Origin of the sequence: Campylobacter hyointestinalis subsp. lawsonii, assembly GCF_013372165.1 — a bacterium.
GTDB classification, from domain to species: Bacteria; Campylobacterota; Campylobacteria; order Campylobacterales; family Campylobacteraceae; genus Campylobacter; species Campylobacter lawsonii.
The window spans coordinates 1,695,631-1,711,489 of sequence record NZ_CP053828.1 but is presented as its reverse complement, the minus strand read 5'-3'; the positions used below and the strand labels follow the sequence as shown (position 1 = coordinate 1,711,489).

Below are 15,859 nucleotides of genomic sequence, written 5' to 3'. Positions count from 1 at the left end.
AGCAATCTTAAAAAAATAAATTTAGCTCCAAATAGAGCTAAATTTAGATAATTATTTAGAATGCTTCTTTTTTGAGTAAATATTTATCATCTCTACACATAAAGAAAATGCCATTGCAAAATAAATATAAGCTTTTGGTATATGAAGCTCTAAAGCCTCTGCAACTAGTGCTATACCAATCATTATCAAAAATGCTAAAGCAAGCACTTTTATCGTTGGATTATTATCAACAAAACGGCTTATAACGCCACTAGCAAGTAGCATAACACCAACTGCTAAAATCACGGCTATAATCATTATTTCTATATGATCAGCCATTCCAACTGCTGTTATAACGCTATCTAGTGAAAATACTATATCTAGCACTCCTATCTGTGCTATCGTCGCCATAAAACCGGCATTTTTTATATTTGATATATTTTCGCTCTCATTTTCGCCAGTAGCATGAGAGTGAATTTCTAGTGTGGATTTTGCTATCAAAAATAGCCCACCAGCGATCAAGACAATATCACGCCCCGAAATCTCTTGACCCATAAGAGCAAAAAGAGGCGTTGTAAGCTTCATGATCCAAAATAGACTCAAAAGCAATAAAATTCTAGTTACCATAGCAAGACCAAGCCCCATTATCCTAGCTCTATCTCTTTGATGAGCAGGAAGTTTTCCGCATAAAATAGCTATAAAAATAATATTGTCTATACCTAAAACTATCTCTAAACTAGTCAGAGTAAGTAGGCTTATCCAAGCCTCTGGCGAGTAGATCCACTCAAGCATTGTTTTCCTTATTTGTTAAAATATTTATAATCGTTTTTGGTAGAATTTCGTGCTCTATCTTATGTATCGTCTCCTCCCACTCTTTGAAAGTTTTACCATCTCTTTGAAATGTTTCTTGAGCTAAAATCCTACCGCCGTCTAGCTCATCGCTGACCAAATGAACACTTACGCCACCAACAGCCATATCGCTTTCAAAACTCTCTTTTATGGCGTGAGCACCTTTAAAAAGCGGTAAAATGCTCGGATGAAGATTTATAGCTTTTACACTTTTTGTAAAAACAGGAGTTAAAATACGCATAAATCCGGCTAAAATAGTCAAGTCTATATCGTTTTTCTCTATCTCTTTAACCAAAGCTGCGTCAAATTCCTCTCTTGAGCTAAACGCTTTATTTTCTATTATAGTAGTAGTAAGCCCAAATTTTTTGGCTCTCTCTATCCCATAAGCGTCTAGTTTGTTACAAATGAGTAGTTTAGCGACTATTTTTACGTTCCCAAAAACCTTTCCATGCACTTTTTCTAGTATCGCTTCTAAATTTGAACCGCTTCCACTAAATAAAATAGCAATATTTTTTATAACCATTGAAGTCCTTTTATAATGTCGTTTGGCGTGAAACTATAACTATTTGCTTTGTAAGACAGCGCCGTTTTTTGGTGAGCTAAAACTCCATTTAAACTTGCATCAAGCGGACTAAAACCTTGAGCCAAAAATCCAAGAAGTATTCCACAAAGTGCGTCGCCACTTCCTGCTACCGCTAAACTAGGAGTGCCTAAATTTGATACATAAAGCACACCATTTTTAGCTATGATGACGTTTGCGCCTTTTAAAATCAAAACAGGAGAAAATCTTTTAGAAAACTCTCTAGCTAGCTCAAAGCGACTTCTTTGCACATCTTCTATACTGAAATTTCCAAATTCTGCTATATTTAAAAGACTTGCAAACTCTTTTGGATGAGGGGTTAAAATGGCATCATCTTTGTGTAAGAGGCTTAAAATTTCTTTTTTATAAAACATATCTGCATCGACCACGCAAGGTATATCTAGTATCTCATTTATATCAAATTTAGCTTTTCCAAGCCCCATTCCAACAGCGATTGCGTCCGCGCCTTTGAAACTATCTTTTTGCATAATTTCTTCATCTAAATTTATATTTTGCTTATTTAAATTTACAAGACTCACTCTACCAGAACCCATTTTTAAAGCGGCTTTAGCACAAATCTTAGCAGCGCCACTTAACTCGCCACAAGCCACAAAAGCATGACCAAAATCGCCCTTATTTGTGTTTAAAATCTCTCGTTTTGGCAGTGTAAGATCGTCAAGCTCAAGTAAAAAATCGCCATTTTCTCTAGCAAATTTACTCTCACAAATGCCTAAATTTGAGCATACTATTTCACCTACAAAATCTTTTGCTGCGTCGCTATAAAGCCCTAGTTTTCTCACGCCCATAGCTACGGTAAAATCAGCTTTAAAGCAAACACCTAAAATACGTCCATTTTTTTCAAGTCCGCTTGGAAAATCAATAGCGATCTTAAGGGCTTTAAAATCATTTATCAAATTTAATATTTGCGAAATTTCATTATTTAAATTTTTATTTAATCCACTGCCAAATATCCCATCAACCACGCATTTAACACCATCTAAACTCAAATTTTCACAAATTTTTACACCGATTTGTTTAGCTATTTTTAGTTGAGTTTTACAGTTTTCATTTAGGTTTGAAGTGGTAAAAAACAGCTTACACTCATAATCACCCTCAAGCATTCTAGCTACGGCTATAGCGTCACTTGCGTTATTTCCGCCACCGCAAATAATAAGGATTTTTGAGCCAAGCTCTAGCTTATTTTTTATCAAATTTGCCACGCCATTAGCTGCATTTTCTTGAAGTATAAGCTCACTCATAAAATAGCTAGAAATTGCATTTTTATCAAATTTATCGCTATCAAAATACAAATTTTTCATCTCTTCATCCTATAGCTTAAACTCTCTAAAATATGGGCTTTTCGTATCATTTGGCTACCATCTAAATCAGCTATTGTTCTAGCGACTTTCAAGGTTTTATTTACGCCTCTTTGACTGAGATTATAGCTATTAAGTGCTCTATCTAGCAGTATTTTTGCCTCTTCATCGCATACACAAAACTTAAGTATCTCAGCGTCATTTAGCTTTCCATTTAGCTCGCTTTGACTACGCGAGATCTGCATTTTAAATGCCTTTAAAACCATACTTTGCATATCCTTGCTACTTATAGTTGGTTTATCATCGCTACTTACCTCACTCATAGCCACATAGATATCTATCCTATCTAAAAGTGCTGAAGAAATCAAATTTTGGTATCTGTTTTTGTCCTTATCAGAACATCTACAAATCTCTGTTTTGCTAAATGCATTTCCACAAGGGCAAGGATTTTGTGCTGCGACAAAGACAAATTTAGTCTCATAGCTGACTTTTGAATTTACACGTGAAATATTGATTTTATTGTCTTCTAACGGCTCTCTTAGACTCTCTAATATCTGCTTTCCAAAATGTGGAAATTCATCAAAAAATAGCACTCCGCCGTTTGCCAAAGCAACTTCTCCTATCTTTGCTGTGCCGCTTCCGCCACCAAAAATAGAGCTTCTAGTGCTGGTATGATGAGGACTGCGAAAAGCTCTAAGTGAGCTAAAAGGAGCATCTTTTGAATTTAGCGACTGGTAAGCACTAGCTAGAAGTATCTCTTCTAGGCTTTGTGGAGGTAAAATGTAGCGAATTCTTTTAGCGCTCATAGACTTGCCACATCCTGGGCTTCCTTCAAAAAGTATGTTATGCATACCTGCGGCGCATATAAGAGCGGCTCGTTTGGCTCTTTCTTGACCTTTAATATCGATAAAATCAAGCTCAAAATTTGAGTTTGGGACAAATTTACGCCCATTTATCTCTATTACGTTATCAAAAAGAGGGTGTGAGTTTTTTACAGAACAGCTCTGCATAAATTCATTGTTTTTGAAAAACTCTCTAGCCTCATTTAAATTTGAAACCGCAAATACATCTAAATTTGGTATCATAGAGGCTTTTTGCGCTATAGAAGTAGGCACTAAAACTCTGGCTTTTTCGACCTGTGAGCTTAGAAAAAGCAGTATTGAAAATAGCTCCGCATTACTTTTGACGCTTCCATCAAGTCCGAGTTCTCCAAAGACAAAAAAGTCATTTTCAAATTTCTCTTTTTGTAACAAAATCAAAAGAGCGATAGGAAGATCAAAGTGTGAGCCGTCTTTTTTTACATCGCTTGGACTTAAATTTATAACGATTCTAAGAGCAGGTAGAGTAAAGCCATCAACGCTAGTAAGGGCTGATTTTACACGTGAAACAGACTCTTTTATGGTTGTACTTGCAAGTCCTACGATATCAAAATTTGGTAAAGCTCTAAGAAATGTGGATTCTATATTTATGATATGCAGAGCATCGCTTAAACAAGCACTTTTTAGTGATTTCATATAGCTTTTTTAGAGTTTTTTTTGTATTCTTTATCAAATTTTTTACGTTTATTAAAGCCGATTCTTTCTATAAACAAATGGCCGTCCAAATGGTCGTTTTCATGCTGCAATGCCACAGCCAAAAGACCATCTGCTTCTAGTGTTTTTGTATTTCCAAATCTATCTTGATACTCAAGCAAGACATTTGCAGCGCGCTTGACATCTTCATAATATCCAGGAACGCTCAAGCATCCTTCTTGATAGACTATCTCGCCATCTTTTTTAATAAATTTTGGATTTATTATCTCATAAAGATCATTTTTATCTTGAATATTTTGCTCATTTATTAAATTTACTATAAAAGCGCGGATCGGCTTTCCAACTTGCAAAGCCGCTAGTCCGATGCCGTTTTTTGCTATCATAGTATCATACATATCGTCCAAAAAAAGACCTAGATTTTCATCAAATACTTTGACCTCTTCTCCTTTATCAAACAACCTTTTATCAGGATAAGTAAGTATCTCTAATACCATCACATCTCCTCGATCGCTTCATAAAGCTTTATCCTTTTGCCACTTTTTGCCAAACCATCAAGCGCCTTAGAAACGATCTCTTCGGTGCTATATCCAGCATCAAGAGCGATAACGGAAATTTCTATATCTATATCAAGCTCTTCTTCGCCTATGAAAAATGTAGTTTGATATAGCATTTGACCTATTCTTTCACAAGCTTTTTTTCCGCCTTCAATATCTGTATGCTTCATAATCATACCAAAACACCCATCTTCATAATGAGCGACTATATCGCTTCTACGAGAAGTTTTAAGTAGAATTTTGGCTATATTTCTTAGAATTCCGTTCTTATCTTTTATACTAGTTATTGAATTTAAAACAGAATCTTTTACATGGATTAGCATAACGCAAACGTTATAATTGTATCTTTTTACATTATCTAACTCATCTTCTATGCTTTTTAGAAAATACTTTTTGTTATAAACTCCAAATTTAGAGTCGTATATGGATTTTTCTTCTACATTTTTAAATATCTTATCCACGTCTTCATAGCTATTTTTTATGGCGTCTAAATGTCGCTCCATCAATGAGTTGAGTTTCGCAAGTTCATCACCAAAGATTTTTATGATATTTTGAATTTCTAAAGAGTTTAAGTTTGACTTGGCTTCATCAAGTCTTTTTTGAACTATGCCTTTCATCACAACCAAATTTTTATAGATTAAAGCTATGATTTGAAGCATATTTTTTATCTGACCAAAGCCGAGTTTTATCTCTTTTTCCATAAGTGCTTGTTGCTCCACGGCATCATCTTTTTCATAATCCACCAACTCCAAAACTCTCTTTTGAAATGCTGCTGGTTTGGTTTCTAAAAGCTTCCAAAAATAAATATCGAAATTCTTAGGCGTAGCTTGGATATTGTCATCTGATAATTGCTTCAATACGATTTGTGAAAATTTATTTAAATCAACACCGCTATCGCCTTCTTTTTCTGTAGATTTACTAGTATTTTTGTTAGTCGTTGTTTGTGAAAGATTTTGCTGATTTGGCATCTCTACAATGTCTGGTAATTTTGTACGATTTTTATCTTTGCTTAGTTTAACCACGAAAGCCCCTCTTAATCTTGCTTATTTAAAGCTCTTTTCTAGCACTTTATCTATAAGTCCATACTCCGCAGCCTCTTGCGCACTCATAAAGAAATCTCTATCTGTATCTTTTGCTATTTTTGATAGCTTTTGACCTGTATTATTTGCTAAAATTGTATTTAAATTCTCTTTTAAACGTAAAATTTCTTTTGCTTGGATCTCTATATCAGTAGCTTGTCCTCTAGCGCCACCTAAAGGTTGATGTATCATGATACGAGAATTTGGTAGGGCGTATCTCTTACCTTTTGTTCCGCAACTAAGTAAAAATGCACCCATACTAGCTGCTTGTCCTATGCAAATAGTACAAACATCTGGTTTTATGTAATTCATAGTATCAAATATACTATATCCACTAGTCACTACGCCGCCTGGGCTATTGATATATAAGTATATATCTTTGTCTGGATCTTCTGCTTCTAAAAATAGCATTTGAGCAACAATAGCACTTGCCATAGCATCTTCTATCTCTCCGCTAAGCATAATGATACGATCTTTTAAAAGACGAGAATATATATCATAACTTCTCTCGCCTTTGCTGGTTTTTTCGACTACATACGGGATATAGTAGCTCATTACTCTTTATCCTCTTTAGTATCTTTTTTAAATAGATTATTGAAGAGCTTTTCTTCTATAATAGCCATTTTTATAGCCGGCAACATACCTTGTTTTTTATAATCATCAAGATGTTTTTTAGGATCTATTCCATATCTATATGCTTCAAAATATACGGCTTGAACGAGCTCAGCATCGCTTACTGTTATTCCTTTAAATTTAGCAAGTTCATCAATGATAAAAGTAAGCCTAACGCTTTTTTCAGCTTCATTTCTATAAGTTTCGCGTTGTTTTAAGGCTTCTTCTTTATCGGTACTAAATTTCTTTTTTTCATCTTCGCTGAAGTTGTCCCATGCGTTTCTAAATTGCATACTTATCTCTTGTTCTACTATATTTTTTGGTAGATCAAATACAAATTTAGCCACAGCAGCTTCTGCAAATTTAGATTTTAGCTCATCATTAATAAGCTTTTGAATCTTATCGGCTCTTAGTTGTTCTTTAAGACGCTCTTCAAATTTTTCTACGCTTACATTTTCTTCATTTGGCATTAATTTTTTAAGTGTTTCGTCATCAAGCTTACCTACTTTTTTACCATGAATTTCATGTAGTTTTACTTTAAAAACTGCAGGCTTTCCTGCTAAGTGAGCTGCGCCATAAGCATCTGGGAATTTTACATTTATATCTTTCTCTTCGCCGACTTTTAGCCCTATCATGCCATCTTCAAATCCCGGAATAAATTGATTTGAACCGATCTCTAGCAAATAACCCTCAGCCTTACCGCCATCAAATGCTTCGCCATCTACAAAACCTTCAAAGTCAAATTTAGCAAAGTCGCCTTTTTCTAAAATCTCTTTTTCTATCTTTTCTACTGGTGCTAACATAGTGAGAAATTCATTTGTTTTTTCTTCGATCTCTTTTTTAGTTACTCTTGGAGTAGAAAACTCAGGAATGATACTTTCAAATCCGCTTATATCAACTTCTGGTTTAAATGAAATCTCAAGCTCAACGTCGATATTTCCGTCTTTTTCATCGAATTTTAAAACCATAGGCTCACCTATGACTGCATCAACTTTTTTATCTACTATCTTTAAGCTTTCAGTGATAATATCTCTAAAAAGATCATTTTTTGCATCATTTTCAAGATCTTTTCCGTATCTTTTTAGCACCTGCGCCGTTGGGACTTTACCTTTTCTAAAACCATCTATTTTTATATTTTTAGCAGCTTTTTTAGCTAAATTTTCAACTTTAGCATTTAGCTCATCTGCTTTTATTTGAGTACTTGCAGTAGCATTTGCCGGGTTTAAAAGTTTTGCTTTAACTTCCATTATTTTCCTTTACATTATAAAAAAATTAGTAAGCAATATACCAAATTTTTGCTTTATTTAAGTATAAATTATTATAAATCAATGAATTTATAACTATAAAAGTCAAAATATTATAAAATTACAAAAAATTTATTGAGGTAGTTTATGTTTGACCAAAATAGAAGAGCTGAATTTGAAAAATGTATTCGCACAATGCTTGAGATAATAGGCGAAAATCCAGACAGAGAAGGACTTTTAGACACTCCAAAAAGAGTCGCAAAAGCGTATGAGTTTATCACTAGCGGTTATTCCTTAAACCCAAAAGATGTGCTAAACGACGCTCTTTTTGATAGTAGCAATAACGAAATGGTGCTTATAAAAGATATCGAATTCTATAGTCTTTGCGAACATCATTTATTACCTATCATAGGACGTGCTCACGTAGCTTATATACCAAACGGAAAGGTTGTTGGACTATCAAAGATCCCACGTATGGTAAATATCTACGCAAGAAGACTGCAAATTCAAGAACAAATGACCGAACAAATAGCCATCGCTTTGCAAGAAGCTATAAATCCAAAAGGTGTAGGCGTAGTCGTCGAAGCAAGACACATGTGCGTAGAAATGAGAGGAGTACAAAAGATAAACTCTATTACTACAACTTCTGCTTTAAGGGGAATTTTCATCAAATCGGCCGAAACTAGAAAAGAATTTTTCGACCTTATAAACTCACCAAAATCGGTAAAATTTTGAGCCTAGAAAAGATTAAAGACAAACTTGGTAAAAATCTAAATTTATCAAGTATTTTCGGAACTATCAAAAAGATATCATCAAACAATATAGAAGTTACCGGACTTCGTGCTAGTATAGGCGATATAGTTCGTATTATTAGTAATGACAATGCCAAAGAGAGCCTTGGAATGGTCACTCAAATTCACTCAGGCGGAGCGATAGTAAGTCCGTTTGGCTTTGTAGAGGGATTTAAGATAAACGATAAGGTATATGCAAGTGATCAAGGTATGCAAATTCCGGTTGGAGAAGCACTTTTAGGTAGAGTTGTTGATCCATTTATGAATCCAAAAGATTCTAAAGGCGAAATCAAATTTAGCTCATACACTCCCATTATGCGCCCACCAATAGATGTAATGAAAAGAGGGCTTATAAATGAGCCTTTTAGTGTCGGTATAAAGACTATAGATGGTTTACTTACTTGTGGCAAAGGACAGAAGTTAGGCATTTTTGCAGGAAGTGGCGTGGGAAAATCAACCCTTATGGGAATGATAGTCAAAAACTCATCAGCCCCTATAAAAGTGGTCGCTTTAATAGGCGAAAGAGGGCGTGAGGTGCCTGAGTTTATAGAAAAAAATTTAAATGGTGACCTAAGCGGTACCGTGATCATAGTCGCTACTAGCGATGATAGTCCTCTTATGAGAAAATACGGTGCATTTTGTGCTATGAGCGTAGCTGAATACTTTAAATCTAGCGGAAGAGATGTGCTTTTTATAATGGATAGTGTGACTCGTTTTGCTATGGCTCAACGCGAAATAGGACTTGCCTTAGGAGAGCCACCGACTTCAAAAGGTTATCCGCCAAGTGCCCTGACCTTGCTACCACAATTAATGGAAAGAGCAGGAAAAGAAGAGGAAAAAGGTAGCATAACAGCGTTTTTTACAGTTTTAGTAGAGGGCGATGATATGAGCGATCCAATAGCTGATCAAAGCAGATCGATTTTAGATGGACATATCGTACTTAGTCGTGAGCTTACTGATTTTGGTATTTATCCACCGATAAATATCTTAAATTCAGCAAGTCGTGTGATGGGAGATGTCATCAGCAAAGAGCATAAAGAGAATGCTGCTAAATTTAAAAGACTATTTTCTATGCTAAAAGAAAATGAAGTATTGATCCGTATAGGAGCATACCAAAAAGGCTCAGACAAAGAGCTTGATCAAGCTATTTCTAAAAAAGGATTTATGGAAGAATTTATGAAACAAAGCCCAGATGATCAATTTAAATTTGAAGATACGATTAAACTGTTACAAAATATAAACTAACTGCATTTTGACATTTCTTAAGCATTGATTATTTTTATGAATTTTAAAGTAAAATTTATAAAAATTGTTATATCATTCAAGAATTAAAAAGATAAAGTTTATCCTAATTAAATTTTTAGGATATAGCCAACGAAAGGTTAAATTTGAAAGTATATTTAGACAATAACGCAACCACTATGCTTGATCCTGAAGCTTTTGAGCTTATGTTACCGTTTTTGCAAGAAAACTTTGGAAATCCAAACTCACTTCATGCTTATGGTAGCCAAACTCACCCTGCTTTGCGTACTGCTATGGATCAACTATATGCTGGTATAAATGCGAAAGATAGCGATGATATTATCGTTACTAGCTGTGCTACTGAGAGCAACAACTGGGTTTTAAAAGGCATCTATTTTGACAAGATTTTTACGGGTGAAAAAAAACGTATAGTCACTACCACAGTCGAACATCCGGCTATCGGAGCAACTTGCACGTTTTTAGAAAGTCTTGGTGTAGAAATTACAAGGATAGATGTCAATGAAGAAGGTGTCATTACGCCTGATGATCTTAGACGAGTGATGGGCGATGACGTAGCACTTGTCACAGTAATGTGGGCAAATAACGAAACAGGAATGATATTTCCTATAAAAGAGCTTGCTAAAGTATCTCACGAATACGGAGCGCTTTTTCATACTGACGCTGTTCAAGCTATAGGTAAAATTCCAGTAAATACTCAAGACGTAGATGTTGATTTTCTAAGCTTCTCGGCACATAAATTTCACGGCCCAAAAGGCGTAGGCGGTCTATTTATAAAAGATAGTATGAAGCTTACTAGTTTGCTTCACGGCGGAGAGCATATGGGCGGTAGAAGAAGTGGTACGCTAAACGTAGCTGGAATAGTAGCTATGGGAAAAGCGCTAGAAAATGCTAATAAATTCTTAAAATACGAAGATTCTCACGTAAGAAGACTAAGAGATAAACTAGAAGATGCTCTGCTTGAACTTCCAGAAGTTACTGTTATAGGCAAAAAAGAACATAGAGTGCCAAATACTATTTTAGCTTCTATAAAAGGCGTAGAAGGAGAAGCTATGCTTTGGGATCTAAATCAAGTTGGCATTGCAGCTAGTACTGGCTCAGCCTGTGCAAGCGAAGATCTAGAAAGCAACCCGATAATGGAGGCCATAGGTGCTGATAGTGAGCTAGCTCATACCGCTCTTAGGCTCTCTCTGTCTAGATTTAACACTGAAGAAGAGATAGACTATGCTATAGAAAAGATAAAAGCAGCTACTAAAAGACTAAGAAGTATCTCAAGTAGTTATGCTTACGCTCCAAAATGGCATAAATCTGGATTATAAAATAAAACTATAGGAATAAAAATGGCTAAAGGAAATTTAATAAGCGGAAATATATGGGAAGAGTATTCTCAAAAAGTTCAAGATGCGATGAATCACCCAAAAAATATGGGCGAAATCACAGAAGAAGATGCTAAAGCTATGGGCTGTAAGCTCATCATTGCAGACCATGGCGCAGAGAGCTGTGGCGACGCAGTTAGGCTGTATTGGGCTGTCGAAGAAGGCACCGATATCATCAAAGAAGCTAAATTTAAAAGCTTTGGCTGTGGAACGGCTATAGCAAGTAGCGACTATATGGCTGAGCTTTGCAAAGGTAAAACCGTAGATGAAGCAGTCAAAATCACAAATATAGATGTAGAAAAAGCTATGCGCGATACCCCTGATGTGCCAGCTGTCCCACCACAAAAAATGCACTGCTCGGTTATGGCTTATGATGTTATAAAAGCAGCTGCGGCTAGCTATAAAGGTGTAGATCCAGAGCATTTTGAAGATGAGATTATCGTGTGTGAGTGTGCTAGAGTGAGCCTTGGGACGATAAAAGAGGTAATTCGACTAAATGACTTAAAAACAGTTGAAGAGATCACTCAATATACAAAGGCGGGGGCTTTTTGTAAGAGCTGTATCAAACCAGGTGGCCATGAAAAAAGAGAGTATTATCTAGTCGATATCTTAGCAGAAACTAGAGCCGAAATGGAAGCTGAAAGACTAAAAGCCATAGCTGATGCAAAAATAAGCGGAAGCGGACTTGATAGCGATCTAAGCTTTGAAGAGCTAACTATCGTAAAACAACTAAAAGCCGTAGAAGCAGTAATAGATGAAAATATACGCCCTATGCTTGCGATGGATGGTGGAAATCTTGAGATATTGGATATCAAAAAAGACGAAGAGAGCGGTAAAATAGATATTTACATTAGATATCTTGGTGCTTGTAGTGGTTGTGCTAGTGGAGCTGGCGGTACGCTTTATGCAATAGAAACAGTACTTCAAGAAAATCTCAGCCCAAATATCAGAGTACTTCCAGTTTGATAAGTGCTAAATTTAAAAAAGGAAGCTACTATATAGGCGCCTTAAAATACATACTAAGCTATGAAAACCTATGTGAAATAAAACTTGGCTTTGGTAAAATTAATGGCGTCTATGAATATGCGAATTTTAATGTCGGAGTTCATGATGATGGGCTAGAAGATAGCGATAAATTTAGATACTGCATAGATGATGAAACCTTAGGAATCATAAGCTCAGATATCATAGATAAAGAGCTTTTGAGTGAGCGTATTTTAACACTAAGAAATTCTGTTCTTGCAAATAAATTTACTAGCTTCTTTCTTGCTAGAGTTGTCGAATTTAAAAATGACTTTATAGTAAGCTTTGATGAAAAAAGTATCACAATTGCTGATTTAAATATAAAATTCAGATAAAATATATACAAACTCACATAGAATTTAGTATAATACACATCGTGCGAATTTTTTTGTGAGGGAGTGGTATTATGATTCCTATATGGGATGCAAAGTATAGCATTAATAATGACGAGATAGACGCGCAACACAAAAAATTGTTCGAATTAGCAAGAAAAGCCTATATATACGCGAACAAAAATATCTCAAAAGATGATATGAAGGGTATTATAGGCGAATTCTTTGAGTATATGAAAGAACATTTTAGCAAAGAAGAGCTATATATGGAACAAATAGGCTATCCAAGACTAGAAGAGCACTCTAAGATCCATAAAGACATTATAAATAGTATGTCAAATTTGATACGCACTACAAAAAATATCAATGATATGAAAGAAAATTTAGTCGTAATAGCTGAAAGATGGCTAATTGAACACATACTTCAAAATGATGTTAAAATAGAAGAATGGAGACGTTTAAAAGCCATAAATATACAAAAAGATCTGAAAAAAGATGACATAAAGTATGAATACGTCTGTGGCTGCCAAAATAAAATACACAATATATCAAAAACCATACATGATAGAATACTGCAAGGTAAAAAATATTCATGTTCTATATGCAACCAACTCATAAAAATAAAAGACCGATAATCATAAATATTAAGATCGATTATTGATTGCAAGTGCTACCTAGTGCAAATCAGGAATGTTTCAAGGTTGCAGTTGGAAAATGCACCAACTAAATTTAGAAATAATAAAATTCTCTAAATAAAATTATGCAAAAATATTTTTTATATGCAAAGGTAAAATGCGTAAAATATAAACACTTACATAAAAAGCTCTTGTTATTTATTTCTCGTTTTATTATAATGTCAAATATCTTATTTAAAAGGAAAGTTAGTGAAAAATTTTCTTTTTTTATCTTTTTTAATTGTTAGCTTAGCTAGTTCGTTATTTGCTGCTGATTTATTAGCTAAGCTAACAAATGGCAAAATAAGTGATAATAGCCCTGGCGCAAAGGTGCTTAGCCTAGATGAAGCAAAGCAAGTTAAGGGTGGGCTTTTATATTCATATGTTAGTCAATTAAATCAAAATGAGATGCTTGTGCTCGTAAGACCCTTTAATAAATATAAGCTAAATCCAAATTACGATGAAATTAAAAATGGAACAGCTACCAGTCTTACTTTGACAAGGATAGGTCAAGAATACTTAAGTGCAATAGCTGAGATTGCTCCTATTAGCTACAAAAATCATAAAGAAATTAAAAATATGATAGACTACGCTATGACACAACATATAGGCTATGTAGTAACAAGAAATACAAGCATCAACAGAAGTCAACAGTATACATATTTCACTTATAAAGTTGTTTCTTATGATGAAAAACTAAGGACTTTTCACAATCTTACAACTAGCAATTTATTAAACAACAATCAAATTATTAAAACTTTGAGCGCTAATTTTAAATCGCAATTTGAAAGCCAATTAGGCGGCTTGCAAATAAAAAGTATAAGGTAAAAAAATGATAAATCTAAGAGATATAGCAGCACAAAACATAGAACAAGACATAAATGGAGCCTTTCAAAGCGCAAAATTTGCTAAAAAAATAAATTTAAACCAAAGTTTAGATGGTAAATTAAAAGAGCTTACGCAAGTAGAAAAAGGTGCTAAAAGCCTAGAAGCTAGGCTAGAAAATGGCACTATTCTAGCACCATCAAAAGAGCTTAGCGATGATGAGCGCTTGATGTCTCAGCAAAATCAAATAGAATATATAAAAGGCATCATAGAGCGTGGTGCTGATAGCTCAAACATTATTTCAGCAATACAATATTCATCTTATGATGCAATTATAGGGCTTAGCGATAAAAACACTATCACAAAGCAAATGTCAAAAATGAGCCAAAGTGAGATAAAAAGCTTGGTTGATTTCATAGGTAAAAACCCAGTTAGCCTAATCACGCCTTATGGTGAAAGCGAACTTGCTAAGCTATTTTTAGATGATATTAGCATTGATGAGTTTAAGAATAAATGGGCTGAATTTTCTAAAAAAACAATGGAATATAAAAACTCACACCCAGGTGAATATAAGGGTTATGAATACGCCGGTGTAGATTTTAGCCAAACACCAGCAATAAGCACAAATACTAAAAATAACGAACAAGAAAAAGCCGATGAAATAGAACGCAATAATCGCATGCTAATGCGAAAATATAACGGCGCAAAGAGTAAAAATATAAACGCTGAGAGTAAAAATGAGATTTTAAAAATATTTTTTGAAGAGTTTTTAAAAAATAATAACCCTTTGAAGTTTTTAGAGTTTATGAAAAAAATAGATATTAGGGCGTAAATTTTTTAAGGAGTAAATATGTCTAAAAAACTTTTCTTTGGTGCTGTAATTTCAACTATTTTAGCTAGCGGTGCCTTTGGTGCTGATTTATTAGCTAGTCTTACTAATGGTAATGTTAGTGATAATAGCCCTGGTGTAAGGGTGCTCGGGTTAAGGTTAGGTCTAAAATGAATGATATTTTTTCACAAACTTTTAGTTCTAGATTTGTAGAGGCTGGAGCTTATGCTGCTATAACAAAGGCATTTTCAAACGAAGTAAAAAACCAAAACGAGTTAAGCGCAAACGAGCTGAGTAATGCAAAAATTGATGCATTTGTAAATTCAGGTATAAAAGGTGAAGAAAAAAACGGAGAAATCAAGCTTTGGAAAGAAGAGCTGAGCAATGATGAGAAAACCGATCCAAAAAGCATTGAAATCTATAAGCTCTTAAACTCGCCAAAACCTAATGGCAATATTGTAGAGGCATTACAATATTCGCTAACTCAAGCTATTTTTGGCGGAGAGAAAAAAGGAACTTTTATGGAGCAATTCATAGCTATGAGTAATGAAAAGCAATTAGAGATTGTGAAATTCTACGATGAAAATGTTATAAATTTTAGCGCACCAAACATGGAAGAAAAAGCTAGTGCTTTGTTTCTTGAGCCTATAAGCATAGATGAGTGGAAAAATAGAGTAAAAGAGCTAAGCGAGCAAAGTGGCGGAAAAAATATCAAAGCTGATTTTGCTAATTTAAGAGAAAATCTAAGCAAAGCAGCGGCTGATATAACAAGTGCAGATGATGAAATAGAACGCAATAATCGTATGCTAATGCGACAATATAACGGCGCAAAAAGCAGGAGTGCTAGTTTTGAGAGTAAAAACGAAATTCTAAAAACTTTCTTTGAAGAGTTTTTAAAAAATAATAATCCATTAGCTCTTTTAGAAATAATGAAAAAAATAGATATAAAGGCGTAAAATCTAGAGTTTTGTATCTAGGAATTATAGAATAAAACATAGAAAATT

At 34.5% G+C, this 15,859-nt stretch carries 18 protein-coding genes; 10 read left to right on the top strand and 8 right to left on the bottom strand.

The features are described 5' to 3' along the window. Positions 1-51: 51 nt before the first annotated feature. From CHLWT_RS08820 to tig, 8 genes are read right to left on the bottom strand one after another with little or no spacing between them, the layout of a single operon-like run. Entirely contained in the window at positions 52-771 is a 720-nt protein-coding gene (locus tag CHLWT_RS08820; RefSeq protein ID WP_112000419.1) for a TerC family protein, read from the bottom strand. After that, the gene (gene purN, locus CHLWT_RS08815) at positions 764-1,351 is read right to left on the bottom strand and encodes a phosphoribosylglycinamide formyltransferase (RefSeq protein WP_112000418.1); all 588 of its coding nucleotides are present in this window, start codon (positions 1,349-1,351) and stop codon (positions 764-766) included. Before purN ends, CHLWT_RS08820 begins: the two co-directional genes overlap by 8 nt. After that, on the bottom strand, positions 1,342-2,727 hold the full coding sequence (locus tag CHLWT_RS08810) for an NAD(P)H-hydrate dehydratase (RefSeq protein ID WP_112000417.1): 1,386 nt from the start codon (positions 2,725-2,727) through the stop codon (positions 1,342-1,344). Before CHLWT_RS08810 ends, purN begins: the two co-directional genes overlap by 10 nt. Continuing rightward, positions 2,724-4,238 (bottom strand): YifB family Mg chelatase-like AAA ATPase, encoded by a 1,515-nt coding sequence (locus CHLWT_RS08805; RefSeq protein WP_112000416.1) that lies wholly within the window; start codon positions 4,236-4,238, stop codon positions 2,724-2,726. The genes CHLWT_RS08810 and CHLWT_RS08805 overlap by 4 nt, the downstream gene beginning before the upstream one ends. Further along, positions 4,235-4,750: a peptide deformylase gene (gene def, locus CHLWT_RS08800; RefSeq protein WP_112000415.1), complete on the bottom strand. Its 516-nt coding sequence runs from the start codon at positions 4,748-4,750 to the stop codon at positions 4,235-4,237. The genes CHLWT_RS08805 and def overlap by 4 nt, the downstream gene beginning before the upstream one ends. Continuing rightward, complete coding sequence (locus tag CHLWT_RS08795) at positions 4,750-5,832, bottom strand: GGDEF domain-containing protein (protein WP_112000414.1); 1,083 nt, start codon at positions 5,830-5,832, stop codon at positions 4,750-4,752. Before CHLWT_RS08795 ends, def begins: the two co-directional genes overlap by 1 nt. A 21-nt stretch (positions 5,833-5,853) precedes the next feature. Then, the gene (clpP, locus tag CHLWT_RS08790; protein WP_063998886.1) at positions 5,854-6,444 is read right to left on the bottom strand and encodes an ATP-dependent Clp endopeptidase proteolytic subunit ClpP; all 591 of its coding nucleotides are present in this window, start codon (positions 6,442-6,444) and stop codon (positions 5,854-5,856) included. Continuing rightward, positions 6,444-7,748: a trigger factor gene (gene tig / locus CHLWT_RS08785; protein WP_112000413.1), complete on the bottom strand. Its 1,305-nt coding sequence runs from the start codon at positions 7,746-7,748 to the stop codon at positions 6,444-6,446. Before tig ends, clpP begins: the two co-directional genes overlap by 1 nt. Before the next feature lie 144 nt (positions 7,749-7,892). Between tig and folE the strand changes: the two genes are divergently transcribed. The 10 genes from folE (at position 7,893) to CHLWT_RS08735 (ending at position 15,811) form a co-directional block, all read left to right on the top strand. Continuing rightward, on the top strand, positions 7,893-8,480 hold the full coding sequence (gene folE, locus CHLWT_RS08780; RefSeq protein ID WP_063998888.1) for a GTP cyclohydrolase I FolE: 588 nt from the start codon (positions 7,893-7,895) through the stop codon (positions 8,478-8,480). Continuing rightward, the gene (fliI, locus tag CHLWT_RS08775) at positions 8,477-9,781 is read left to right on the top strand and encodes a flagellar protein export ATPase FliI (protein ID WP_111969307.1); all 1,305 of its coding nucleotides are present in this window, start codon (positions 8,477-8,479) and stop codon (positions 9,779-9,781) included. Before folE ends, fliI begins: the two co-directional genes overlap by 4 nt. Positions 9,782-9,924: 143 nt before the next feature. Further along, the gene (locus tag CHLWT_RS08770; protein WP_111969308.1) at positions 9,925-11,115 is read left to right on the top strand and encodes a NifS family cysteine desulfurase; all 1,191 of its coding nucleotides are present in this window, start codon (positions 9,925-9,927) and stop codon (positions 11,113-11,115) included. 21 nt (positions 11,116-11,136) lie between these two features. After that, entirely contained in the window at positions 11,137-12,138 is a 1,002-nt protein-coding gene (locus CHLWT_RS08765; protein ID WP_111985938.1) for an iron-sulfur cluster assembly scaffold protein, read from the top strand. Then, positions 12,135-12,530 (top strand): hypothetical protein, encoded by a 396-nt coding sequence (locus CHLWT_RS08760; protein ID WP_112000412.1) that lies wholly within the window; start codon positions 12,135-12,137, stop codon positions 12,528-12,530. Before CHLWT_RS08765 ends, CHLWT_RS08760 begins: the two co-directional genes overlap by 4 nt. 71 nt (positions 12,531-12,601) lie before the next feature. Further along, complete coding sequence (locus CHLWT_RS08755) at positions 12,602-13,162, top strand: bacteriohemerythrin (RefSeq protein ID WP_063998893.1); 561 nt, start codon at positions 12,602-12,604, stop codon at positions 13,160-13,162. A gap of 249 nt (positions 13,163-13,411) precedes the next feature. Next, on the top strand, positions 13,412-14,029 hold the full coding sequence (locus CHLWT_RS08750; protein ID WP_112000411.1) for a hypothetical protein: 618 nt from the start codon (positions 13,412-13,414) through the stop codon (positions 14,027-14,029). A gap of 4 nt (positions 14,030-14,033) precedes the next feature. Then, positions 14,034-14,858, top strand: coding sequence for a hypothetical protein (locus CHLWT_RS08745; RefSeq protein WP_112000410.1), 825 nt, complete (start codon positions 14,034-14,036; stop codon positions 14,856-14,858). A gap of 18 nt (positions 14,859-14,876) precedes the next feature. Then, the gene (locus tag CHLWT_RS08740; RefSeq protein WP_170253194.1) at positions 14,877-15,029 is read left to right on the top strand and encodes a hypothetical protein; all 153 of its coding nucleotides are present in this window, start codon (positions 14,877-14,879) and stop codon (positions 15,027-15,029) included. Further along, positions 15,026-15,811, top strand: a complete 786-nt coding sequence (locus tag CHLWT_RS08735; RefSeq protein WP_112000409.1) for a hypothetical protein — start codon at positions 15,026-15,028, stop codon at positions 15,809-15,811. Before CHLWT_RS08740 ends, CHLWT_RS08735 begins: the two co-directional genes overlap by 4 nt. Positions 15,812-15,859: the final 48 nt, after the last annotated feature.